At 60.5% G+C, this 22,587-nt stretch carries 21 protein-coding genes and 2 pseudogenes; 19 read left to right on the top strand and 4 right to left on the bottom strand.

Annotation, left to right across the window (positions count from 1 at the left end; translation table 11 throughout):
- The first annotated feature begins 71 nt into the window (after positions 1-71).
- Complete coding sequence (locus KW838_RS01785; protein ID WP_218500148.1) at positions 72-965, top strand: DMT family transporter; 894 nt, start codon at positions 72-74, stop codon at positions 963-965.
- A 15-nt stretch (positions 966-980) separates the two neighbouring features.
- Here KW838_RS01785 and KW838_RS01780 read toward each other — a convergent pair whose 3' ends face one another.
- Both KW838_RS01780 and KW838_RS01775 read right to left on the bottom strand, forming a co-directional pair.
- Positions 981-2,021 carry an FUSC family protein gene (locus KW838_RS01780; protein WP_218500606.1) on the bottom strand — a complete coding sequence of 347 codons (1,041 nt, stop codon included), beginning with the start codon at positions 2,019-2,021 and terminating at the stop codon, positions 981-983.
- Positions 2,022-2,065: 44 nt separating this feature from the next.
- Positions 2,066-3,691 carry an NADP-dependent glyceraldehyde-3-phosphate dehydrogenase gene (locus KW838_RS01775; protein ID WP_218500147.1) on the bottom strand — a complete coding sequence of 542 codons (1,626 nt, stop codon included), beginning with the start codon at positions 3,689-3,691 and terminating at the stop codon, positions 2,066-2,068.
- A 253-nt stretch (positions 3,692-3,944) separates the two neighbouring features.
- Between KW838_RS01775 and KW838_RS01770 the strand changes: the two genes are divergently transcribed.
- The 3 genes from KW838_RS01770 to KW838_RS01760 all read left to right on the top strand — a co-directional run bounded on the left by KW838_RS01770 (position 3,945) and on the right by KW838_RS01760 (position 7,025).
- Positions 3,945-4,325, top strand: a complete 381-nt coding sequence (locus tag KW838_RS01770; protein WP_218500146.1) for a cytochrome c5 family protein — start codon at positions 3,945-3,947, stop codon at positions 4,323-4,325.
- A 22-nt stretch (positions 4,326-4,347) separates the two neighbouring features.
- Positions 4,348-5,742: a D-arabinono-1,4-lactone oxidase gene (locus tag KW838_RS01765; RefSeq protein ID WP_371317807.1), complete on the top strand. Its 1,395-nt coding sequence runs from the start codon at positions 4,348-4,350 to the stop codon at positions 5,740-5,742.
- Positions 5,743-5,816: 74 nt separating this feature from the next.
- On the top strand, positions 5,817-7,025 hold the full coding sequence (locus KW838_RS01760; protein ID WP_218500604.1) for a DSD1 family PLP-dependent enzyme: 1,209 nt from the start codon (positions 5,817-5,819) through the stop codon (positions 7,023-7,025).
- Positions 7,026-7,125: 100 nt separating this feature from the next.
- Here the strand turns inward: KW838_RS01760 and KW838_RS01755 are convergent, their stop codons facing one another.
- Positions 7,126-8,043 carry a transporter gene (locus KW838_RS01755; RefSeq protein WP_238540807.1) on the bottom strand — a complete coding sequence of 306 codons (918 nt, stop codon included), beginning with the start codon at positions 8,041-8,043 and terminating at the stop codon, positions 7,126-7,128.
- Between the two features lie 238 nt (positions 8,044-8,281).
- Here KW838_RS01755 and KW838_RS01750 point away from each other — a divergent pair, with 238 nt between their 5' ends.
- The 11 genes from KW838_RS01750 to KW838_RS01700 all read left to right on the top strand — a co-directional run bounded on the left by KW838_RS01750 (position 8,282) and on the right by KW838_RS01700 (position 19,109).
- Positions 8,282-9,322 (top strand): AraC family transcriptional regulator, encoded by a 1,041-nt coding sequence (locus KW838_RS01750; protein ID WP_102699705.1) that lies wholly within the window; start codon positions 8,282-8,284, stop codon positions 9,320-9,322.
- Positions 9,323-9,622: 300 nt separating this feature from the next.
- A complete protein-coding gene (locus KW838_RS01745) occupies positions 9,623-10,510 on the top strand; it encodes a Dyp-type peroxidase (protein WP_102699704.1) in 888 nt (295 codons plus the stop codon).
- 16 nt (positions 10,511-10,526) lie between these two features.
- Positions 10,527-11,495 (top strand): Gfo/Idh/MocA family protein, encoded by a 969-nt coding sequence (locus tag KW838_RS01740; RefSeq protein ID WP_218500145.1) that lies wholly within the window; start codon positions 10,527-10,529, stop codon positions 11,493-11,495.
- A 214-nt stretch (positions 11,496-11,709) separates the two neighbouring features.
- Positions 11,710-12,462 (top strand): GntR family transcriptional regulator, encoded by a 753-nt coding sequence (locus tag KW838_RS01735; RefSeq protein ID WP_218500144.1) that lies wholly within the window; start codon positions 11,710-11,712, stop codon positions 12,460-12,462.
- Positions 12,459-14,189: a fumarate reductase/succinate dehydrogenase flavoprotein subunit gene (locus tag KW838_RS01730; protein WP_218500143.1), complete on the top strand. Its 1,731-nt coding sequence runs from the start codon at positions 12,459-12,461 to the stop codon at positions 14,187-14,189. The genes KW838_RS01735 and KW838_RS01730 overlap by 4 nt, the downstream gene beginning before the upstream one ends.
- Positions 14,190-14,215: 26 nt before the next feature.
- The gene (locus KW838_RS01725; RefSeq protein ID WP_003180418.1) at positions 14,216-14,461 is read left to right on the top strand and encodes a ferredoxin family protein; all 246 of its coding nucleotides are present in this window, start codon (positions 14,216-14,218) and stop codon (positions 14,459-14,461) included.
- Positions 14,462-14,699: 238 nt separating this feature from the next.
- Positions 14,700-16,106 carry an ABC transporter substrate-binding protein gene (locus KW838_RS01720; protein WP_218500142.1) on the top strand — a complete coding sequence of 469 codons (1,407 nt, stop codon included), beginning with the start codon at positions 14,700-14,702 and terminating at the stop codon, positions 16,104-16,106.
- 138 nt (positions 16,107-16,244) lie between these two features.
- Entirely contained in the window at positions 16,245-17,027 is a 783-nt protein-coding gene (locus KW838_RS01715; protein ID WP_218500141.1) for an ABC transporter permease, read from the top strand.
- Complete coding sequence (locus KW838_RS01710; RefSeq protein ID WP_218500140.1) at positions 17,027-17,875, top strand: ABC transporter ATP-binding protein; 849 nt, start codon at positions 17,027-17,029, stop codon at positions 17,873-17,875. Before KW838_RS01715 ends, KW838_RS01710 begins: the two co-directional genes overlap by 1 nt.
- Positions 17,872-18,834 carry a HEAT repeat domain-containing protein gene (locus KW838_RS01705; protein ID WP_218500139.1) on the top strand — a complete coding sequence of 321 codons (963 nt, stop codon included), beginning with the start codon at positions 17,872-17,874 and terminating at the stop codon, positions 18,832-18,834. Before KW838_RS01710 ends, KW838_RS01705 begins: the two co-directional genes overlap by 4 nt.
- On the top strand, positions 18,831-19,109 hold the full coding sequence (locus KW838_RS01700; protein ID WP_218500138.1) for a DUF971 domain-containing protein: 279 nt from the start codon (positions 18,831-18,833) through the stop codon (positions 19,107-19,109). Before KW838_RS01705 ends, KW838_RS01700 begins: the two co-directional genes overlap by 4 nt.
- 64 nt (positions 19,110-19,173) lie before the next feature.
- Here the strand turns inward: KW838_RS01700 and KW838_RS01695 are convergent, their stop codons facing one another.
- The gene (locus KW838_RS01695; RefSeq protein WP_218500137.1) at positions 19,174-19,893 is read right to left on the bottom strand and encodes an AAA family ATPase; all 720 of its coding nucleotides are present in this window, start codon (positions 19,891-19,893) and stop codon (positions 19,174-19,176) included.
- 650 nt (positions 19,894-20,543) lie between these two features.
- Between KW838_RS01695 and KW838_RS01690 the strand changes: the two genes are divergently transcribed.
- The 4 genes and pseudogenes from KW838_RS01690 to KW838_RS01675 form a co-directional block, all read left to right on the top strand.
- Positions 20,544-20,708 carry a hypothetical protein gene (locus KW838_RS01690; protein ID WP_218500136.1) on the top strand — a complete coding sequence of 55 codons (165 nt, stop codon included), beginning with the start codon at positions 20,544-20,546 and terminating at the stop codon, positions 20,706-20,708.
- A 373-nt stretch (positions 20,709-21,081) separates the two neighbouring features.
- A pseudogene (locus tag KW838_RS01685) lies at positions 21,082-21,168 on the top strand (gamma-butyrobetaine hydroxylase-like domain-containing protein); the annotation flags it as partial.
- Positions 21,169-21,234: 66 nt separating this feature from the next.
- Positions 21,235-22,467: an MFS transporter gene (locus tag KW838_RS01680; protein WP_218500135.1), complete on the top strand. Its 1,233-nt coding sequence runs from the start codon at positions 21,235-21,237 to the stop codon at positions 22,465-22,467.
- Positions 22,449-22,569, top strand: a pseudogene (locus KW838_RS01675) (gamma-butyrobetaine hydroxylase-like domain-containing protein); the annotation flags it as partial. The gene KW838_RS01680 and the pseudogene KW838_RS01675, both read left to right, overlap by 19 nt.
- Positions 22,570-22,587 lie beyond the last annotated feature (18 nt).

Genomic DNA, 22,587 nt, shown 5'->3' with positions numbered 1-22,587 from the left:
GCCTGCTTTTTGCTATGGAGTGGCGCTGTGGTGCATTGGCATACTTTGGCCACAAACACAGGAGTCTGCTGATGGACAAATCCCTACGCCGCGGTTCGTTTGAAATGACGGCCGCCATGCTGATCTCCGGCACCATCGGTTGGTTCGTGCTGGTGTCCGGGCAACCGGTGCTGGATGTGGTGTTCTGGCGCTGCCTGTTCGGTGCCGGCACTTTGTTGCTGATTTGCGCCGCCTTCGGCTTTCTGCGCCCCGGTATCCTGACCCGCACCACGTTTTTGCTCGCCGTGCTCAGCGGGGTGGCGATCGTTGGCAACTGGGTGTTGTTGTTCGCCTCCTATTCCCGGGCGTCGATTGCCATCGGCACCGCCGTCTATAACGTTCAGCCGTTCATGCTGGTCGGGCTGGCGGCGCTGTTTCTCAACGAAAAGATCACCGCGCAGAAAATGCTCTGGCTGGGCGTGTCGTTTCTCGGGATGCTGGCCATCGTCAGTGCCCATGGCAGCCAGGGCGAGAGCGGCAGCGACTACCTGACGGGCATTGCCCTGGCGTTGGGCGCGGCGTTTCTCTATGCGATTGCGGCGCTGATCATCAAGCGTTTGACGGGGACGCCACCGCACCTGATTGCGCTGATCCAGGTCAGCACCGGCGTGTTGTTGCTCGCGCCATTGGCGAATCTTTCGACACTGCCGCAGGCGCCGAGCGCATGGGCCAGCCTGGTGACACTGGGCATGGTGCACACCGGTGTGATGTATGTGTTGCTGTACGGCGCCATTCAAAAACTGCCCACTGCGCTGACGGGGGCGCTGTCCTTCATCTATCCGATTGCGGCGATTTTCGTCGACTGGTTTGCCTTCGGCCATCGTCTGGAGCCGCTGCAGTGGATCGGCGTCGCGGCAATCCTGCTGGCCGCTGCCGGTATGCAGCAAGGCTGGTCGCTGAAGTTTCGGCGCACGGTGACGCCGTAACCCGCTTCGCCGGCGTCAGATGTTCCAGCGCGGCGCGTTCCTGGCCAGGCGCTGGCGCATCTCGCCGATGTTGGCGGCCAGTTGTCGGGTCAGCAGGCGATAGCCGTCCAGCCTGTTGTAGACCGGTGCATCGAGGCTGACCAGCGGCACCTCAATGGGCCGATCGAGGCGCTGGACGGCGCCTGATTTCAACGCCCGGGCCATGCCGATCAATTGCACGCGGATCTGGCGATGCTCGGCGTTCAATGCCGTTTGCAGGAGCGTCATGGCCTCGGGGTCATTGGCATCCGGTCGGGTATTGCCAAGGATTTCCAGGGTGCTGACGCACATGCGCAGGTTGCGCTGGATGGCATCGAGCTCGGTCATGGAAATCTTCACTTCCTTGGACACCGACGGCATCAGTGAGCGCAGTTGCACCATCGCCGCATTCAGGCGCGTCATGAGCTTGAGGTGTTCGTCGGCGGTGATGGCCTGGCCGTCAATGATGCGCCCGTAGACTTTCGCGCAATCACGCAGGGCATCGGCCAGGTTGTAGCGCCAGGAATACACCGCGTACAGCGGCAGGGCGAAGGAAAACGCCAGGGCCAGGGCAATGCCGATCAAAATATCCACCCCGCGCCACAAGCCATCGGTTACCGGGTTGTCGCCATGCCCGGCGACGATGAACACGGTAATCGCCGACAGCAGCGCGGTGTAGCCGCCCTTGCCGATGGCGTGATACGAGAAAAACCCGCAGACCACCGACATCGCGAAATAGGTCAGCCAGGGCATTCCGAGCCAGGCCTGTTGGGCCACCAGCGCCAGGCCGACACCGGCGCCGATCAAGGTGCCGATGGCACGCTCGGCGGCTTTCTTGCCGATGTTGCCGTGGTGCTGCAAGCCGCCGATCACCACCAGCATGGTCACCGACGCCCATTCACCGTGGGGCAGTTTGATCCCGGTGGTCAGCAGAATCGTCGCCAGCAAGCCGAGCGACACCCGCACCGCATGGATCACCCGGGCATGGCGGTAGCGCCGGTACGGGTCCAGCAACGGACGCAGCAATCGGCGCAGCAGCGGTGGCAGTCGATCGGCGCTGGATGTACTCAGGCTGGCTCTCCTCAGAAGATGTAGTCGGTGGTCAGGAAGCTCGAACTGCGGCCACTGATGATCTCGCTGATCAGGTCCTTGTTGGTCTCCTGGAACTTGGTGGCCACCAGCGTGCGGATCGAAAACACCCGCAGTGCGTCATGCACCGACAGGGTGCCTTCGGCCGAGTTCTTGCGACCATTGAAGGGGTAGGTGTCCGGGCCACGCTGGCATTGGGCATTGAGGTTGATGCGCCCGACCTGGTTGGCAAAGGTGTCCACCAGCCGGCCGACCGCCACCGGATTGGTGCCGAAGATGCTCAACTGCTGGCCGAAGTCCGACTCCAGTACGTAATCGATCACGGTATCCAGATGACGGTACGGCACGATGGGGATGACCGGGCCGAACTGTTCTTCCTGATAAACGCGCATCTGCGGCGTAACCGGGTACAGCACCGCCGGGTAGAAGAACGACGCCCGGGCCTCGCCACCGTTGGGGTTGACCACCCTGGCGCCTTTGTTCTCGGCATCCGCCACCAGTGCGTGCAGATAGTCGACCTTGCCCGATTCCGGCAGGGGCGTCAGGGCGACGCCACTTTCCCAGGGCATGCCGGGCTTGAGGTTGGCGAGCCTGGCATTGAATTTGTCGATGAAGGACTCGACCACGTCTTCGTGGACAAACAGGATCTTCAGGGCCGTACAGCGCTGGCCATTGAATGACAGCGACCCGGTCACCGCTTCACTGACCGCATTGTCCAGGTCCACTTCCGGCAGGACGATGCCCGGGTTTTTCGCATCCAGGCCCAGCGCCGCGCGCAAGCGGTGGGGTTTGGGATGGAGTTTTTTCAGGTCGCTGGCGGCCTTGTTGGTGCCGATGAAGGCGAAGATGTCGATCTTGCCGCTGGCCATCAGCGCACTGACCGTCTCGCGGCCGCTGCCATAGATGACGTTGATCACCCCGGCCGGGAAGCTATCACGGAAGGCTTCCAGCAGCGGGCGAATCAGCAGCACACCGAGTTTCGCCGGTTTGAACACCACGGTGTTGCCCATGATCAGCGCCGGGATCAGCGTGGTGAAGGTTTCGTTCAACGGATAGTTGTAAGGCCCCATGCACAGGGCGACGCCCAGCGGCACGCGGCGGATCTGGCCGAGGGTGTCCTGTTCCAGTTCAAAACGACTGGAGCGGCGATCGAGCTCTTTGAGCGCGTTGATGGTGTCGACGATGTAGTCGCAGGTGCGGTCGAATTCCTTTTCCGAGTCCTTGAGGTTCTTGCCGATTTCCCACATCAGCAGCTTGACCACGGCGTCGCGCTGCTCGCGCATGCGCCCGAGGAAGGTTTCGACGTGCTGGATGCGCTCGGCCACACGCATGGTCGGCCACAATCCCTGGCCACGGTCGTAGGCGCGCACGGCAGCGTCGAGGGCGGTCAATGCGGTGTCGGCATCGAGCAGCGGCGTGCTGCCGAGTATCACTTGTTCGTCGCCATCGGCACCCGTCAGGTATACCGGGCTGCGGACCTGGGCCAGTGGCCCGTTCCAGGTTTTCAGTACGCCATCGACCAGGTACTCACGCTGTTCGGTCTGGCCGTCGAGGCGGTACTTTTCCGGGATGTCGGCTGGGCTCGGGAACAGGTTCTGGAGAATATCGGCTGTGGTCATGTCGCTACCCCTCTGGATTGGGTGATGCACTGATGAATCGTTTTAGCAGACCTCAGCGACCCTTGTCATGACTCATCTCAGCGTTTTGCCGTTCGCGGATCTATCGCTGCCCTGCGTCATGGCCTCAGAAGCGCCCCTTGTTGGCCCCCAATGCCCTCAACCCGCCCGGGTGGAGTGCCTTAGTGTTGAGCTCTCCTTGATCACAACAAAAAAGCTGCACCCGGCCAACCGGGCAGCCCATGAGAGGACAGCCATGCGGGCAAGCCGATTAACTGAAAAGCCTAGCCTTTGTTTGGCCTTGGCGGGGTGTGCCTTTGCGTTGCTTGCAGGGTGCGAAGAACCGAAAAACCCGCCGAGCCGCAGCGAAGCCGGTGCCGCGAGGCCCGCCGACGCCGAGCTGGCTCAGGTCTACGAGAACAGCTGCAAGCTTTGCCACGCCAACCCGGCGGCCGGTGCACCGCTGACCGGCGACATCAAGGCCTGGGAGCCACGGGTGCTGCAGGGCGCCGACACGCTGCTCGATCACGCGATCAACGGCTACAACGGCATGCCGCCGATGGGCATGTGCATGCAGTGTTCGCAGGAACAGTTCCTGGCGCTGATTGCCTTCATGTCCGGCCAGCAAATCCAATAACAAGAACGGCAGGGTGCGATTCATGACGATGGACCTGACACGGCGTCAGTTGTTGCAACGGGCGAGCGTCATCGGCGCCTTTACCGCGCTCGGCTCAGCCCCGGCGCTGGCCGAGCTGCTGCGCGCGCCACGGTTGATTCCCTGGCGCAACTGGTCGGGCGGCCAGAATTGCCTGCCGGCGGCGCGGCTGGCGCCCAAGAACCTGGATGAGTTGACCCAAGTGGTGCGTCAGGCCCCCGGCAAGATCCGTCCGGTGGGTTCGGCGCATTCCTTCAGCGCGCTGGTGCCCACCGACGGCACCTTGCTGTCGCTGAGCTATTTCTCGGGGTTGCTCGATCACGATCCGAGCACCCTGCAAGCCGAGTTCGCCGCCGGCACGCCGATGTCACGCATGGGCACACCGCTCAAGGATATCGGCCAGGCCCTGCAAAACATGGCCGACATCGATTACCAGACCCTCGCTGGCGCGATCTCGACCTCGACCCACGGCACCGGCAAGCAGTTTCAATCCTATTCGGCGCATGTCTGCGGCTTGCAGTTGGTGACCGCCGGCGGCGAGGTGCTGGATTGCGATACCAATCATCATCCCGAGGTGTTCAGCGCCGCCCGGGTGTCGCTGGGAGCGTTGGGCGTGGCGACCCGGGTGCGCCTGCAAAACCGCCCGGCGTATCGTTTGAGGGAGCGGCAGTGGATCGCCAAAACCGAAGAGTTGCTCGAAGACCTGGACAAGAACACCCGGGAAAACCAGCACTGGGAAATGCTCGTGGTGACCCATTCCGACTACGCCTTGTCGATCGCCCTGAACGAAACCACCGACCCGGCCACACCGCCGCTCCCGGCGGATGAAGAGGGCGGCAACGAGTTTGTCTCCTTGATCGAGAAGATCGACAAGTACGCCAGCGACTTCCCGGACCTGCGTCGCACGATGCTCAATAACCTGCGCCATCTGGCCAGCTTCGATGACCGGGTGGGCGACTCGTTCGACATCTACGCCAACGTGCGCACGGTGCGCTTCAACGAGATGGAATACTCCGTGCCGGCCGAATACGGCCCGGCCTGTTTGCGCGAGATCCTCAAGCTGATCCAGGACAAAGACCTGCGCACCTGGTTTCCGATCGAATACCGTTACGTCAAGGCCGATGACATTCCCTTGAGCATGTTCGAAGGCCGCGACAGCTGTTCGATTTCGGTCCACCAGCATTACCAGATGGATCATCACAACTTCTTCGCCGCCATCGAGCCGATTTTCTGGAAGTACAACGGCCGGCCGCATTGGGGCAAGTTGCACACGCTGAATGCGAAAAACCTGCAGCCGCTGTACCCGCGCTGGCAGGAGTTCATCCAGGTGCGGCAGGCACTCGACCCCAGCGGCAAATTCCTCAATGCGCATTTGTCATCGATCCTGGGGGTGAGCTGATGGCCGTCAATCGCCGTAGTTTTTTACTGGGCACCGCAGGCGTCGGCGCCTTGTTGGCGGGTGTCGGGGCGTGGCTGCGGCCGGGTGACCGAGGTGCGCCCTACAGCGACTATTTCCGCCTGCTCAACCGTGAGCTCAAGGACCACGGGCCGATGCGTCCGGTGATGCTGATCGACCTTGATCGGCTGGATCACAACATCGACGTGGTGATGCAATCGGTCAAGCGTGGCGGCAAACACCTGCGGCTGGTGGAAAAGTCGCTGCCGGCACCGGGGCTTCTGGCCTACATCGCCCAGCGCGCCGGCACGCAACGCCTGATGTCGTTTCACCAACCCTTTCTCAATCATGACGCCGTGCAGTTTCCCGAGGCCGATATTCTGTTGGGCAAGCCGCTGCCGGTGCGTTCGGCGCAGTTGTTCTATCAGTCGCACAAGGGGCCTTTCGACCCTTCGAAGCAATTGCAATGGCTGCTCGATACGCCAGAGCGTTTGCAGCAATACCTCGCCCTGGCTCAGGGGCTGGGCACGCGAGTGCGGGTGAATATCGAACTGGATGTCGGTCTGCATCGCGGCGGTATCAGCGACCTGGGCGTACTGGGGCAGATGCTGACGCTGATCAGCCAGCACCCGCAGCACCTGGCGTTCGTCGGATTCATGGGCTACGACCCGTTCGTGGGCATGGGTGTGCCGGGGATTCTGGGCTCGCCCGAAGAGCTGTTCGCCAAGGTAATGATGATCTACCAGCGCTGCGTCGATTTCACCCGTCAGCAGTACCCCGGTTTATGGCGAGAAGGATTGACCCTCAATACGGCCGGCAGCCCGAGCTATCGCATGCATGAGCAAGAGCAGCTCAGCAGCGAAGTGTCGGTGGGGACGGCGATGCTCAAGCCCACTCACTATGACTTGCCCTCGCTGGTGGAGCATGTGCCGGCCGCTTACATCGCCACGCCGGTGCTGAAAAGCACCGGGGCGGTGAAGATTCCGGCGCTGGATGACCGGTCCAGGCTGTTTTCCTGGTGGGACGCCAATCAGCGCGAGACGTTTTTTATCTACGGCGGCAACTGGATGGCGGAGTTCGAATCGCCACCGGGGTTGCAGAGCAATGGTGTGTATGGCCGCAGTTCGAATCAGGAAATGGTCAATGGTTCGGCGGCGGTGGGGCTTGGGGTTGAGGACCAGGTGTTCTTGCGGCCTGCCCAGACGGAGGCAGTGTTGTTGCAGTTTGGGGATCTGCTGGCGGTTCGGGGTGGGAAGATTGTGGATAGCTGGCCGGTGTATTCCTGAAGGATTTTTTGTGGATGTGCCGCCGCCTTCGCGAGCAAGCCCGCTCCCACAGGGTGCAGCGTTGCCCTTGTGGGAGCGGGCTTGCTCGCGAAGGGGTCAGTCAAAACGCATAGGGAATACTGACCTTGGCCCAAAGCATTTCCCCTTCAGGCCGGTTCTCCACATCAAACTCCTTGGCCCAGCGAATCTCCGCGCTGGCGTACTTGAGAAAGGTCCAGTGCAGCGCCGGACCAATCGCAAACACCTGGCCGCGCACCCCGTCGTTCACGTCCTGGCCGTTGAACTGCACGGTGTGGCCGAACTGTTTGTCATCGGTGGTTTGCTTGAGGTAGTAGCCGTTCAGCCCGAACATCAGGTCGTCGGTGATCTTGAAACTGGCGGAATAGTCGATGTGGAAAATCTGCCCCGACTTGTAATCGGTGTCTTTGTTTTTCTCGTTGAAACTGTAGGTGGTCTTCATCGACACCTCGGTTCTGTCCGTCGGCAGCCAGGTGAAGGAGAACAGCGGTTTGTAAGTGTAGAAGTTGTTGCTGGTGTTGGCCAGGCGATCGACGCTGTATTCGCCGGTCGGCACCGTGACTTCAATGGCGGCGCCGAGGGTCAGGTTCGGGCCCATGTCCCAGAGAATGATCGGCGCGATGGTGGTGTCGCCCATGCCTTCGCGGGTGTCCTGCGGCAGGCCGAACACCGAGACTTCCTGCTTGAGCCAAGGCTGCGCGATGTAGCCGGCCAGCCGGCCGCCAAACACCCGCACCGGGCTGAGGTAATCCAGGCGCGGGATGACGGCCGTGGATTCGATCTCGACGTTCGGCACCTTGCCGCCGAGGGAGCTGATGTTCAGCTTCGTGGCCTTGTAGTGGTTGTAGTAGAGGTTGAACGCAACCATGTTGTCCGGAAGGCTGTCGGGCGACAGCGGCAACATGAAAAAACCGTCGGTGCCGGGGCCGATGTTGTCCACGCCAGCCTCGGTGGCCAGGGCCGGTTGCAGGGCGCAGACGCCGGCCAGGCTGATGACCATCAGGGGAAGTGTCGTGCGAGTCGCGATCATGGGTGTACTCATTATTATTGTTGGCGGGCTGTCCGGCATCCCTACGAGGGCCGCCCCATAGAAATAAGCTGTCCGCGCCCTGCAAGGCAGGGTATTGGCGGCCATTTAGGGGGACTTCTGCGGACAGCCTTCAAACGCTGTGCTAACTTCCTTCGACATAACCGGTTACAAAAATAAGAATGATGCTCGTCCCGGAATGTATGGCCCCATGCAAATGAAAGTGATCGATCCCACCTTTGAACTGGCGCTGGTGTCGCCGTTTCTCCTGCAAACCCTGGCCGAAGTCGCCGAGCAGAAGGGCATCAACCCGCAGAGCCTCTGTCGGGGGTTGGGGTTTGACCTTGAAGACCTTCAGGATCCGGCGCAGCGCATTTCCTATCGCCAGGCCGTGGCCATGATTCAGCGTGCGCTCAAGGCCTTGCCCAATCAGGGGCTGGGCCTGTGGGTCGGTGCGCAGAATGTACTCGGCACGCTGGGGCTGTTGGGGCATGTGTTGTCGCTGTGCAAGACCCTGCGCGATGCCTTTGAACTGGGCATCCGCCATCAACACACCTCGGGCGGCATTGTCGTGTCCAGTGTGGAGGAGGCGGGTGACCGGGTGTTTGTCGACGTCGAATGTCGCTTGCCGTTCGCCGACGTGCAGTTGTTCGCGGTCGAGGAGTTTTTCGCCAGCCTGCTGGTGTACGGCCGGGCGCTGGTCGGGGCGGATTTCAAGCCGGTGGCCGTGGAGTTCATCCATGCGGCGCCGGACTATCTCGGCGAATATTCGCGCCTGCTGGGGCCGGATGTGCGTTTCGGTTGCCTGCAAAACCGCATGGTGATCGATGGGCATTGGCTGGACGTCCAATTGCCCAATCACCACTCCCTGGCCCTGCGTCAGGCCGTGAAACTGCTCGAACTGGAAGCCGCGCAGGTGCACCAGAAAATGGACCTGATCCAGGCGGTGGAACGGGCGATTGCCCGGGACCTGACCGAGGGCAGCCACATCGAGAAAATCGCCAGCGACCTGAACATGAGCAGCCGCACCTTGCGTCGCCGCCTCACCGAACACGCGCTGACGTTCGAAGCGCTGCTGGAACAAGTGCGCCAGGCCCGCACCATGAGCCTGCTGGCCAACCCGGACATGTCCATCGAACGCATCACCGAGGAAGTCGGCTACAGCGACGTACGCAGCTTTCGCCGGGCGTTCAAGCGCTGGACCGGCATGAGCCCGAGTGCGTTCCGCAGTGAAAGCCCCAGCGTTGTTTGATCCTTCTGTGGTGAGCGGTTTCTGTGGTGAGTAGGACTCTGTGGTGAGTGGGCTTCTGTGGTGAGTGGGCTTCTGTGGCGAGGGGGCTTGCCCCCGTTGGAGCGCGAAGCGGTCCCCTACATTTCCAGTCATACCGCGTCGGCAGGTTTTGGGGCTGCTTCGCAACCCAACGGGGGCAAGCCCCCTCGCCACAGAAGCCCGCTCCACAGAAGCCCCCCTTTGCCACAGGTTCCTGACCTCCGACGGCACACAAAACCTCACACACCGGTTAAACTCCATGCTCTTTTTCAAGGAGTTCATATGAGTCATTACCAGCCGGGCATTCTCGCCACCCCCGTTCCACCTCAAGCCCGCCATATGTTCTTCGCGCTCGAATCCGCCGCTGCACTGCCGGCCGCGCTCGATAACCTGCAAGGGCTGGTGGACGGCAAGTCGGTGGTGGTCGGCTTCGGCGAGTCCCTGGTCAAGGCGCTGGGCGGGCAGATCGAAGGTCTGCGGCCGTTCCCGGCGCTGACGGGCGTCGGCGTCGACAATCCGTCGACCCAACACGCGCTCTGGTGCTGGCTGCACGGTGAAGACCGTGGCGAGTTGCTCAACCGCAGCAACGCCATCGCCGCGGCATTGGCCCCGGCGTTGCGCCTGGTGCAGATGAACGAAACCTTCCGCCACATGACCGGCCATGACCTGACCGGCTACGAAGATGGCACCGAAAACCCGCACGACGAAGCCGCAGTAGCTGCTGCACTGGTGGCTGAAGGCGCGGACGGCACGGTGGGTGGCAGCTTCGCCGCGATCCAGCAGTGGCAGCATGACCTGAAAGGTTTCCACGGGCTGTCGGCGGATGAGAAAGACAACATCATGGGCCGCCGCCTGAGCGATAACGAAGAGATCGACGATGCGCCGGTTTCCGCCCACGTCAAACGCACCGCCCAGGAAAGTTTTGCACCTGAGGCCTTCGTGGTGCGCCGCTCGATGCCGTGGATCGAAGGGGACCGCGCCGGCCTGATGTTCCTGGCCTTCGGTTTCTCCCTCGACGCCTTCGAAGCCCAACTGCGCCGCATGAGTGGCCTGGAAGACGGCATCACCGACGGTCTGTACCGCATCAGCCGTCCGATCACCGGCGGCTACTACTGGTGCCCGCCGCTCAAGGACGGTCGACTGGACCTGCGCGCATTGCGTAGCGACTGAACGGCAAGGAGAGCCTATGAACCTGGTGCGCTGGGGCATGATCGGTTGTGGCAGTGTCGCTGAACGCAAAAGCGCGCCGGCCTTCTACAAGGCGCCTGGATCGGCGCTGGTGGCGGTGATGGGGCGGCGCCTGGAAGCCGTCACCGACTACGCCGCGCGCCACGGCATCGCGCGGGTTTATACCGATGCGCATGCGCTGATCAACGATTCCGAGGTCGACGCCGTATACATCGCCACACCGCCCGACAGCCATCACGCCTATGCCTTGCAGGTGGCCGCCGCCGGCAAGCATTGCTGCGTCGAGAAACCGATGGCGCTCAACGCCGGGCAAAGTCGCGAGATGCAGCAGGTGTTTGCCGATGCCGGGTTGCATCTGTTCGTGTCCTATTACCGGCGTTCGCTGCCACGCTTCCGGCAGGTGCGGCAATGGCTGGAGGAGGGGCGGATCGGCGAGGTCCGGCACTTGAGCTGGACCCTCACCAAAGCCCCGTCGGCAGCGGATCTTGCGGGCGCGAACAACTGGCGTACCGATCCGGCGATTGCCGGTGGTGGCTACTTCGCCGATCTGGCCAGCCATGGCCTGGACCTGTTCCAGTACCTGTTCGGCGATATCGTCGAAGTCGCCGGGCTCACTGCACGGCAGGCCGGTTTGTACGCGGCCGAAGATGCCGTCAGCGCCACCTGGCGGTTTGCCGGCGGGGCACTGGGGATGGGCTGCTGGAACTTCGTCGCCGATCGCCGCGAAGACCGGGTCGAAGTGATTGGCAGTCAAGGCCGTATCACTTTTTCAGTGTTCGATGAGCACCCGGTCGAACTGCATGCCGACGAGCACCTCAGCCTGACCATCGAGCATCACGCGCACATTCAGTGGCACCACGTGTTGGGCATGAATGCGCATATTCGTGGTGAGGCGCAGCATCCGGCGGTGGCCGCAGAGGCGCTGAAGACTGATTGGGTGATGGACCAGATCCTCAAGCGGCACTGATCCCTCAGACCAAACATGATCCCCTGTGGGAGCGAGCCTGCTCGCGAAGACATTGTGTCAGGCAATATTTTGTCGGCTGACACACCGCTTTCGCGAGCAGGCTCGCTCCCACAGGGACGGTGGTGAATCTAACCTTATGCGCATTCGGTATTTCTCAAGCGTGTCATAACCTCTCTAAGATCACGTCATAACTCGTTATAACAAGTGATCTGTCATGACCGATAACGTTCTATCCCTGAGCAGCGTCCCGCTGCACACCCAGCTGCGAGACGTGCTGCGCGCCCGCATCCTCGACGGCGAATATCCGCAAGACAGCCAGATGCCTTCCGAAAGCGAGCTTGGCGCCTTGTTCAAGGTCAGCCGCATCACCGTGCGCCAGGCCTTGGGTGACCTGCAAAAGGAAGGGCTGATCTTCAAGATCCACGGCAAGGGCACTTTCGTCGCCAAGCCGAAAACCTTCCAGAACGTCAGCACCCTGCAAGGCCTGGCCGAGTCCATGACCGGTCGCGGCTATGAGGTGATCAACCGCCTGCGCAGCTTCAAGTTCATTGCTGCCGACAAGCTGGTCGCCGAGCGTTTGCAGGTTGCCGAAGGCGAGGTCGTGGCGCAGATCAAACGCGTGCGCCTGATCAATCGCGAGCCGATTTCCCTGGAAATCACCTACCTGCCCAAGGATGTTGGCGAGCGCCTGGAAAAAGCCGACCTGGTCACCCGCGACATTTTCCTGATCCTGGAAAACGACTGCGGCCTGGCGCTCGGTCACGCCGACCTGGCCATCGATGCGGTACTGGCCGACAGCGACCTGACCCAGGCGCTGAACGTCGAGCCCGGCTCGCCGATCATGCGCATCGAGCGTCTGACCCACGACGCCGAAGGCCGGCCAGTGGACTTCGAACACCTTTACTACCGTGGCGATGCCTTCCAGTACCGCCTGCGGATCGACCGGCAAAAAGGGGATCAGGCATGACGCGCAGCACGTTGGAGCAGGAATACGACATCGTCGTGATCGGCGGCGGAACCGCCGGGCCGATGGCGGCGATCAAGGCCAAGGAACGCAACCGCGACCTGCGGGTGTTGTTGATCGACAAAGCCAACGTCAAGCGCAGCGGTGCGATCAGCATGGGCATGGACGGCCTGAACAACGCGATCATTCCCGGCCACTCGACCCCGGAGCAGTACACCAAGGAAATCACCATCGCCAATGACGGCATCGTCAACCAGGCGGCGGTTTACGCCTATGCCACCCACAGCTTCGAAACCATCGAGCAACTGGACCGCTGGGGCGTGAAGTTCGAGAAGGACGAAACCGGCGACTACGCGGTGAAAAAGGTTCACCACATGGGCGCTTACGTGTTGCCGATGCCGGAAGGGCACGACATCAAGAAAGTCCTGTACCGGCAGTTGAAGCGCGCGCGGGTGAGTATCACCAATCGCCTGGTCTGCACGCGTTTGCTGACGGATGAAGAGGGCGCGGTCAACGGCGTGATGGGTTTCGATTGCCGCACGGCGGACTTCCATGTGATCAAGGCCAAGGCGGTCATCCTCGCCTGCGGTGCCGCCGGACGCCTGGGCCTGCCGTCCTCGGGCTACCTGATGGGCACCTACGAAAACCCGACCAATGCCGGCGACGGCTACTCGATGGCCTACCACGCCGGGGCCGAGCTGGCGAACCTGGAATGCTTCCAGATCAACCCGCTGATCAAGGATTACAACGGCCCGGCCTGCGCCTACGTCACCGGTCCCCTGGGTGGCTACACCGCCAACAACAAGGGCGAACGCTTCATCGAGTGCGACTACTGGAGCGGGCAGATGATGTGGGAGTTCCATCAGGAACTGGAAAGCGGCAACGGCCCGGTGTTCCTCAAGCTCGATCACCTGGCCGAGGAAACCATCCAGAACATCGAAGAGATCCTGCACAGCAACGAGCGTCCGAGCCGTGGCCAGTTCCATGCCAATCGCGGCACCGACTACCGCACGCAGATGGTCGAGATGCACATCTCGGAAATTGGCTTTTGCAGTGGGCATTCGGCGTCGGGGGTGTGGGTCAACGAGAAGGCCGAGACCTCGGTCAAGGGCTTGTACTCGGCCGGTGACATGGCGGCAGTGCCGCACAACTACATGCTCGGTGCGTTCACCTATGGCTGGTTTGCCGGCAACAACGCGGCGGACTTTGTCGCCGGTCGCGAGTTTTCCGCGCTGGATGCCGCGCAGATCGAAAGCGAAAAGCAGCGGGTCTATGCACCGCTGGACCGCGAGCATGGCCTGCCACCGGCCCAGGTCGAGTACAAGCTGCGGCGCTTCGTCAACGACTACCTGCAACCGCCGAAAGTGACGAAGAAGATGCAGATCGGCCTGCAACGCTTCAGCGACATCCAGCGCGACCTCGACCAGATCAAGGCCCACAACGCCCACGAGCTGATGCGCGCCATGGAAGTCAGCATGATCCGCGACTGCGCCGAAATGGCCGCCCGCGCTTCATTGTTCCGCGCCGAAAGCCGCTGGGGGCTTTACCACCATCGCGTCGATCACCCGCAACGCAACGATCGCGACTGGTTCTGCCATTGCCACCTGAAGAAGGACGAAAACGGTTTGATGAGCAGTTTCAAGAAAGCCGTCGAGCCTTACATCATCCCGCTGGAGGCCGACGAGATGCAGGCCTACGACCGGCTGCGGGTCGGTGCCGATGCGGCTTGATGCCGACAACCAGAGAGAGACCGAACATGGCTTACCAACCCCAGGAAATCTTCTTCCGCTCCAACGCACCGGTCACGGTCGATGAAGACAAATGCATCGCCCACAAAGGCTGCACCGTGTGCGTCGACGTTTGCCCGATGGACCTGCTGGCGATCAACCCGGCCACACAAAAGGCCTACATGGCGTTCGACGAATGCTGGTACTGCATGCCCTGTGAAAAGGATTGCCCGACCGGGGCTGTGAAAGTCGAAATCCCGTACTTGCTGCGCTGAAACACATATCAAATGTGGGAGCGGGCTTGCTCGCGAAAGCGGTGGGTCAGTCGACATCAATGTTGAATGTCAGTCCGCCTTCGCGAGCAAGCCCGCTCCCACAGTGAATCGAGTTCAAACAACCCAAAAAGCCATCCGGCAACCACCGGACGCCTGATCCAGAACACCCCTCGTTTCCCACCACGCCCTGATCGTGGCGGAGACGAACATCCTATAAATGATTCGAGGGGAAACACTCATGATGTTGCGTGCAGCTTTGGCCGGTCTGGTACTGGCTTCCTTCTCCCTGTCGGCCTCGGCCGAAACCATCCGCATTGCCATCGGCACCCAGGACACCACCATCAACTGCGCCGCCGGTGGCCTGTTGATTCGTGAACTCGGCCTGCTGGACAAATACCTGCCCCACGACGGCTCCTACAAAGACGCCCAATACGAGGTGCAGTGGAAAAACTTCACCAGCGGCGCCCCCCTGACCAACGAGATGGTCGCCGGTAAACTCGACTTCGGCGCCATGGCCGATTTCCCCGGTGCGTTCAACGGCGTGGCCTTCGAAACGGCGGGCAAGCACAGCCTGTTCATCAGCGTGTTGTCGGGCAGCACCAAGGGCAGTGGCAACGGCATTGTGGTGCCGAGCGCGTCGGGCGTGCAGTCGCTGGCCGAACTCAAGGGCAAGACGATTTCCGTGCCGTTCGCTTCCACCGCCCATGGCATGCTGCTGCGCGCCGTCGCGGCCCAGGGCTGGGACCCGCTCAAGGACGTGAACATCATCGCCCAGCCGCCGGAAGTCGCCGGCTCCGCGTTGCAGGCCGGCAAGATCGATGCTCACGCCGACTTCGTACCCTTCGCCGAGCTGTTCCCCAGCCGTGGTTTCGCCCGCAAGATCTATGACGGCTCCCAGGCCGATGCGCCGACCTTCCACGGTGCGCTGGTCGATCAGGCCTATGCGAAAAAGTACCCGGAAATCGTCGTCGCCTACCTGCGGGCGAGCATCGAAGCCAACCAGCTGCTGGCGGCTGAGCCGGAGAAATACAGTGAGCTGATCGCCAAGGTCACCGGGGTCGATGCCGAGGTCAACTACCTGTTCCATGGCCCCCTCGGCGTGCAGACCCGCGACCTGAGCTGGAAGCCGGAATACCGCCAGGCCGTGGGCACCGCCATCGATACCCTCAAGCTGTTGAAGAAGGCTGATCGCGGTCTCGATCTCAACACCTTCATCGACGACCAGTACATCCGCGCCGCCTTCAAGGCCTCGAACCTGGACTACAGCGCGCAGCTTGGGAATTACCAGCAGACGCCGCTCAAGTCCGTCGATGCGGCAAGCGGCAAAGCCATCACCGACTTCAGCCATGTAGCGGAAATCTGGGTGCGTGGCGAGCCGAAAGTCCGTCAGTACGCCTCAGCGGAGTCGGCATTTGCCTCGCTGACAGCGTTGAAGCAGGAAGGCAAGAGCATCCGTGCGGTGTACACCCAGGCCAGCGACAGCGGGATCAAGTTGCTGGCGGATCAGGCGTGGTTTGCCACCGACGGGAAAGGGCGGCTGAGCGCGTTCCTGCTCAAAGGCCAGGCCCAACAGTTCGCCACGGCCCAGGGCGGCAAGGTATTCGACTTCTCCGATGCCACGACCCAGGTCGTAGCCGCTCGCTAATCCCTAGAACGACTCGATCAAATGTGGGAGCGGGCTTGCTCGCGAAAGCGGTGGGTCAGTCGACATCAATGTTGAATGTCCGACCGCTTTCGCGAGCAAGCCCGCTCCCACAAGGGTCCAGGGTTGTGAGGAAGAATTGTGTACCGATCATTTTTACGCTGGATTCCCAGAGCCGCTTCACTGCTGCTCTGCCTGCTGTTCTGGCAACTCGCCGCCAGCCACCACTGGAACCTCGGCCTGGTGACCTTCGCCAACGTCCCGACCCCCTTGGCGGTCATCGAAGCCGCCCTCGGCCTGGGCAACTCGGGCAAACTCGCCCAGCACCTGGGCAGCAGTCTCGGCCGGGTATTCGCCGGCTACGTCGCGGCGCTGATCATAGGCGTCGCCCTGGGCCTGGCCATCGGCCGCTCGAAATGGGCCGAAGATCTGTTGCTGCCACCTTTGGAAGTCCTGCGGCCAATCCCGGCCGTGGCGTGGATTCCCCTGGCGATCCTGATGTTTCCCTCGTCGGAACTGTCGATGGTGTTCATCACCTTCACCGGCGCCCTGTTCCCGATCCTGCTCAACACCGTGCACGGCGTCGAAGGCGTCGACCCACGGCTGATCGCCTCGGCGAAAAGCCTCGGGGCAGGGCGCCGGGCCATCCTGCTGGAGGTCGTTCTGCCGGGCGCGGCGCCGAGCATCATCACCGGCCTGGCCATCGGCATGGGCACCTCGTGGTTCTGCCTGGTGACGGCGGAAATGATCTCCGGCCAATTCGGCATCGGCTATTACACCTGGGAGTCCTACACCATCCAGAACTACGCCGACATCGTCGTCGGCATGTTGCTGATCGGCGTGCTCGGCATGGGCAGCAGCCTGTTGATCAAGCGTCTGGGCGGGCTGTTCACGCCTTGGCATCGACCACGAGGGAAAGCCTGATGAGCGTTTTTCAACACCTGGAAGGGCGTATCGATATCCGCGGGTTGTCGATCAGCCTGGGCGAGGGCCCCGGGGCTTTCGAAGCGGTGCAGGGCCTCGACTGCCAGATCGAACCGGGGCAGTTCGTGTGCATCCTCGGGCCGTCCGGTTGCGGTAAATCCACCTTGCTCGGGGCGCTGGCCGGTCACCTGCAACCGCGCACCGGCAGCTTGAGCGTGGATGGCGCGCCGGTGTCGGGGCCATCGCCACAGCGGGGCATGGTGTTCCAGCAGCACACGCTGTTTCCGTGGCGCACGGTGCGTGACAACGTGGCGTTCGGCCTGAAAATGCGTGGTGTCGGCAAGGTCGAACGACTCAAGGCGGCGGATGAAATCCTTGCCCTGGTGGGCCTCGAAGGGTTTGCCGGGCGCTGGCCCGATCAACTGTCCGGCGGCATGCAGCAGCGGGTGGAAATCGCCCGGGTGCTGGTCAACCGTCCGCGCCTGTTGCTGATGGACGAGCCCTTCGGCGCCCTCGATGCCCTGACCCGGTTGAACATGCAGGAACTGCTGCTGGACATCTGGACGCGCATCCGCACCACCGTGGTGTTTGTCACCCATGACATCGACGAAGCGCTGTTCCTCGCCGACCGCTTGCTGGTCATGAGCTCGCGCCCCGGGCGAATCATCGAAGACCTGCGCCTGGAATTCCCCCGGCCGCGCAGCACGGAACTGATGACCCGCCCTGAATTCTCGCATCTGAAGCGCCATTGCCTCGAACTCCTGCGGCACGAAGACGGCCGGCAACTGCCGCGCCTGAACCCGCTCGGACTTCCCCCTGAAAACAAACTGCCGCGATTTGCCCTATGACCTCACTATTCGATGTAACCGATAACGACGACATTCTTGCCCTGCAACCACGCCTGACCGATGACGACCCCGGCGTACGCCGGATCGCGCTGATCGAGCTGGCCGATCTCGAGGAACCGGACGGCCTCCTGTGGTTGATCGATCGACTGGCCGAAGACCCGATAGCCGAGGTCCGCGCCGAAGCCGCCCGGTTGCTGGAAGCCTGGGAGGACGCGCCCGTGGTCGAAGCCTTGTGCCAGGCCCTGACGGATCCATCCCCGGCGGTGCAGGCGGCCGCTGCGCAAAGCCTCAGCCTGCTCAAGAGCGAAGCGGCGGGCCGGGTCATTCTGCCGTGGACCGGGCACGCCGACAGCGGCGTACGCATTGCCGCGTTCCGGGCGTTGCGCGAGTTGCGTTGCCCCGATGCCGCCGCAGCGGCTGCCGCTGCATTGGCCGATGAAAGCGCCAGCGTGCGCCGCGAGGCGGTGGGCGTACTCGGCTGGCTCAAGCAGCTTGATGCCTTGCCGGCACTGGCGCGACTGGCCAGCGCTGACCCGGACACCGACGTGCGGCGGGCCGCCACCGGGGCGCTGGGCCTGGCGTCTGACGCACAGGTGCTGCCGGCCCTGCGCCAGGCCTTGCGGGACGCTGCCTGGCAAGTCCGCGAAGAAGCCGCCACCACCCTGGGCAAAGTCGGCCACCCCGACGCCGGCCCGGCCCTGGTCGACGCCTTGGGCGACGATTACTGGCAAGTGCGTCTGCGCGCCACCCGCAGCCTCGGTCGCTTGCGTTATGTACCGGCGCTCGAAGCGCTGATCGACACCCTCGGCCATCGCATCAGCAACCTGCGCAAGGAAGCCGCGCTGGCCCTCGGCGAACTCAACGACCCACGGGCCATTGCGCCATTGCAGGCCGCACAACACGACGGCGACCCTGAAGTGCGCAAGGCCGTGCGCATTGCCTTGAGTCAACTGCAATGAATCCGCTGGCGGTTGGCAATTCCCGTATCAAACAGCAGTTGCGACTGAACTGGCCCGATGGTCGTGAACAACTGCTGGACCACGCCGAGTTGCGCCGGCAGTGCCCGTGTTCGCAGTGCCGGGCGTTTCGGCTGCGGGGGATGGCGCCGTTGGTGGATGCCCGGGTGTGCGTGATCGAACTGAACCCGCAGGGCTATGGCCTGCAACTGGTCTTCAGCGATGGGCATGAGCGGGGGATTTATCCGTGGGCGTATCTGGCTGGACTTACCGACTGAATCGAATTCCATTCCTCGGGAGTTGTCGCGATCTGCGGCAGCTCCCCCGTGCGCTTCCAGTGGTTTATGTGGCGAATACAGGTTCAGTAACGGCCCGGATAAACGCATCGTCCACAGTCTTTACTCCATACTTTTGCATGAACTCACTGCCGTTGTTAAAGCGATTGAAGCGTTTCTGGCTGATCATATAAAAATAATCACAGTGGTTAATGACTTCATCAACATTGTGCGAGGAAACCAGAATGGCGGTGCCCTCCCTGGCAGCGCCGTGAAGACATTGCCAAATATAGTGACGAAATTCCGGGTCTACGCCGGCAGTAGGTTCGTCGAGAATTACAAAGTCTGCGGAAATTGAAAGAAGGGAAAGAGTAAAGAACCAGCGCGTCTCTCCGTAGCTGCACAGCGATGATTTTTTGTTCCATATGTCTTGGTATCGGTCAACTATCGCTGGGCTCCAGGTACTTAGTTTTTTCAGGGTTTTATCTTGCGTCATGGGCTCGTTTGATGACAGCGCAGATACCATCTTAAAGATGTCACGCATGCGCAGCGGTGGGGGCGTGGAGATGATTTGGGAAAGGTATAAAAAACGACTGAAGTCGTTTTTTATGAAGCCGGACTTTGCTTTTTTAAGGTCGCAGACGATATCGAAAAAAGTTGTTTTTCCAGAACCGTTGGGCCCCAGAATGCCGACAATGTCGCCTTGAGCAACCTCAAGAGATGCCCGGGTCAAGAGGGGAGTGTCTGTATAGGAGAAGTCAATGTTCTGCGCCGTGAATTTTTTCATCAGTACCGGCTCCATACGGGATTGATTCTTAGGTGCTTGAACGTTTTGTACAGTGCAAATATAAACAAAAGAACTATTGCGGCTGTGATGGGTTTGTTGGGTCCAAGGCCTTGTTCCATTATTTGGCTTGCAAGTGTCAGTGGGTTTGCGAGGTTCAATACGTCGGTGATGGGGTTTGGTCTGCTGGCACTCATTACTCCGAGGATCAACATGCAGAACGAAAAAATGGAAAGCAAAGTGTTCGAGTTCTGAAAATTGATCGGTAGCAATGAGAAGGCAGCTCCGAGAGCGCAAAACATGATAAAGCAGATGTAAAAGCGTAGTGCGAGATTCAGTAGTTCATTTAAGGCGTAGTTTCCAAATGGAAGCTTGGTCGTCAAGTAAAAGGTTGTGCAATATGATATTGATATTAGCGAGTAGGCAATGAAGTGCGATAAAAGAAAAATCAGTTTCGATTCCCTGGAGTAAATAAATGATCGGGTGAATCCGCTTTCCCTTCTTCCGATTATGTAAAAGGCGAATCCGAATAGTGCGACACTTGAAGAGATGTAGGCATAAAACCATGCCGAATCGTAATGTAATTGCTGGAGAAATAGTTGGGGTCTTGCCTGGTTGTTGCGAAAAAATAGAACATTGCACAAGGGGATATCATGATCCAGAAAAAGGCGATGGGTTCTTTTAGTTGTTCTTTGATGAATATGGAGGTTAGGGAGAATACTCTGGGTAAAATGTTTTTAGTCATTGACTGGTATCGCCCTGGGGTTGTTGTTTTTCAGTTCGCTTTCGTTTGTGGTTTGCCGCCTGGCATTGATTAGTTGATTTTGATGTTGGGTGCAAGTGATGTTGTAGGGGTTTTCTTATGGTTTTTTAAGATGTCTCCTACATGTGATTAGGACGCTTAATGGTTCGGTTTGGTTCTAGTGGGTGTGGGTTCAAATGTGGATTCGTGGAATTACTTTTTGATACGGTGTTTTAGTTTTCGGCACACAGAAATGATCTTGCTATGTTGAGTAAGATACCTCTGTCGGAGTCAGTGCGCGTTTTGTACTTTTTTATGGATTTTTATTTTCTTCAAATGCTGATTTTTTTAGAAAGGCGACGAACGGTAGGTCTTGTTTTTTTTGATCGTCCTTTTTGTTCGAGTAAGGAACGCTGGGCCTTACGTCTGCGGGTTATCGAGTTGCGCGCCAGGGCTATGGCCTGCAACTGGTCTTCAGCGATGGGCATGAACGGGGGATTTATCCGTGGGCCTATCTGGCTGGACTCACTGGCTGAACCGGCCTCCTGTAGGAGCTGCCGCAGGCTGCGATCTTTTTGCTCTGCTCTCAAGGAGGATTACTTATGATCTCTATCGCCGATCGCTTATCACCTTATACCGAAGCGCTGAGCGTCTCGTCTTTTCGCAAGTTGCTCATTGGCCAAAGTCTCTCGATGGCCGGCGACGCTATTTGTCTAGCCGCACTGCCGATAGCGCTTATCCGGACCGGCTACGGAGGAGAAGTATTCGGTTTTGTCATGGCGGCAGTCGGGGTAGGGACCGTAATCGGGGCCCTGATCGGAGGTTTGCTGGCGGATCGAAAGTCGCCGAAGCAAGTACTGATTTACACCGACACGGCGAGGGGTGTTGCGCAACTGGCCGCAGTGGCCCTGATCGTCTCCGGTACGCCTTGGTGGTACCTGGTCTTTGCCTACCTGATATTTGGCATCGGCATTGGGGTTTCCCGTCCGTGTGCTCAGGTACTGCTCGTCAAATTGCTGCCCAAGCAAGCACTGGTGGCGGGCAATGGTGCGATGAACTTTGTCGACAACCTGATCGCTGTGCTCTTTCCCGCGACGCTGGGTGTATTCATCATTTTCTGGGATCCGGTCTGGGGTATTTTGATCGATGGTCTCACATTCTTCTGCGCCGCCATTTACACGGCGATGTTGCCCAATGTGGAGCCCCATGAGTTCGAGGAGAAGTTCTCGATCCGAGAAGCGGTCAATGGCATTGCCATCGTTACCGGCAACTCCAAGCTTTTGCTGGGCTTCGCGGCCACTCTCGTGGTGAACGTCTTGTGTTTCCCGATTTTCCTGGTCGTCGCTCCCTATGCCATCAGCGATCGATTCAACGAAGAAATGTGGGGGGTGTGTCTGGCCGCCTCGGGATTCGGTGCGTGCATTGGATCAATCATCACGGTGCTTGTTTCCGGGCATGAACGACTGATCGGACTTGCGGTGACCTGCGGCTTGTTCCTGGCTGGCGCGATGGCACTACTCGGCATGGGAAGCTCGTCCTGGATGGCGATACTGGGGGCGATCCTGGTGGGTATCGTCGAAGCGTCCTGGTTGACTGGTTGGGCCACAGCGATGCAGATACTGTCTCCCGAAAAGGACCTCGGTAAAGTGGTGGCAGTCGATACGCTCTTTACCAGTGGCGTGCACCCCTTCATTTTTCTCGGTAGCGGAATCGTCGGCGGGATGGTCGGTTATTCCCAGACCCTTTCCCTCACGGCAATCCTCAGTGCCGTAGGCACACTGTTAATTGTTTTGGTGTCCTTTACGCTCATGCCAAGGATGCGCGGGTTCGGGTGATCGAATAGCACTCGCAGGGGCTATGGCCTGCAACTGGTCTTCAGCGATGGGCATGAGCGGGGGATTTATCCGTGGGCGTATCTGGCGCAACTCACCTCTTGAGTCACTGAAGTCCAATGT

It is taken from the genome of Pseudomonas sp. PDM27 (genome assembly GCF_019219205.1).
GTDB classification, from domain to species: Bacteria; Pseudomonadota; Gammaproteobacteria; order Pseudomonadales; family Pseudomonadaceae; genus Aquipseudomonas; species Aquipseudomonas laurylsulfatiphila.
This window is presented reverse-complemented; position numbering and strand designations above follow the sequence as displayed.

Bases quoted from the DNA above. Each gene is read 5' to 3' on its own strand.
- KW838_RS01785 (WP_218500148.1), top strand. From the start codon at position 72: ATGGACAAATCCCTACGCCGCGGTTCGTTTGAAATGACGGCCGCCATG.
- KW838_RS01775 (WP_218500147.1), bottom strand. From the start codon at position 3,691: ATGACCACAGCCGATATTCTCCAGAACCTGTTCCCGAGCCCAGCCGAC.
- KW838_RS01770 (WP_218500146.1), top strand. From the start codon at position 3,945: ATGCGGGCAAGCCGATTAACTGAAAAGCCTAGCCTTTGTTTGGCCTTG.
- KW838_RS01765 (WP_371317807.1), top strand. From the start codon at position 4,348: ATGACGATGGACCTGACACGGCGTCAGTTGTTGCAACGGGCGAGCGTC.
- KW838_RS01755 (WP_238540807.1), bottom strand. From the start codon at position 8,043: ATGGTCATCAGCCTGGCCGGCGTCTGCGCCCTGCAACCGGCCCTGGCC.
- KW838_RS01750 (WP_102699705.1), top strand. From the start codon at position 8,282: ATGCAAATGAAAGTGATCGATCCCACCTTTGAACTGGCGCTGGTGTCG.
- KW838_RS01745 (WP_102699704.1), top strand. From the start codon at position 9,623: ATGAGTCATTACCAGCCGGGCATTCTCGCCACCCCCGTTCCACCTCAA.
- KW838_RS01740 (WP_218500145.1), top strand. From the start codon at position 10,527: ATGAACCTGGTGCGCTGGGGCATGATCGGTTGTGGCAGTGTCGCTGAA.
- KW838_RS01735 (WP_218500144.1), top strand. From the start codon at position 11,710: ATGACCGATAACGTTCTATCCCTGAGCAGCGTCCCGCTGCACACCCAG.
- KW838_RS01730 (WP_218500143.1), top strand. From the start codon at position 12,459: ATGACGCGCAGCACGTTGGAGCAGGAATACGACATCGTCGTGATCGGC.
- KW838_RS01725 (WP_003180418.1), top strand. From the start codon at position 14,216: ATGGCTTACCAACCCCAGGAAATCTTCTTCCGCTCCAACGCACCGGTC.
- KW838_RS01720 (WP_218500142.1), top strand. From the start codon at position 14,700: ATGATGTTGCGTGCAGCTTTGGCCGGTCTGGTACTGGCTTCCTTCTCC.
- KW838_RS01710 (WP_218500140.1), top strand. From the start codon at position 17,027: ATGAGCGTTTTTCAACACCTGGAAGGGCGTATCGATATCCGCGGGTTG.
- KW838_RS01705 (WP_218500139.1), top strand. From the start codon at position 17,872: ATGACCTCACTATTCGATGTAACCGATAACGACGACATTCTTGCCCTG.
- KW838_RS01700 (WP_218500138.1), top strand. From the start codon at position 18,831: ATGAATCCGCTGGCGGTTGGCAATTCCCGTATCAAACAGCAGTTGCGA.
- KW838_RS01695 (WP_218500137.1), bottom strand. From the start codon at position 19,893: ATGAAAAAATTCACGGCGCAGAACATTGACTTCTCCTATACAGACACT.
- KW838_RS01690 (WP_218500136.1), top strand. From the start codon at position 20,544: ATGATCCAGAAAAAGGCGATGGGTTCTTTTAGTTGTTCTTTGATGAAT.
- KW838_RS01680 (WP_218500135.1), top strand. From the start codon at position 21,235: ATGATCTCTATCGCCGATCGCTTATCACCTTATACCGAAGCGCTGAGC.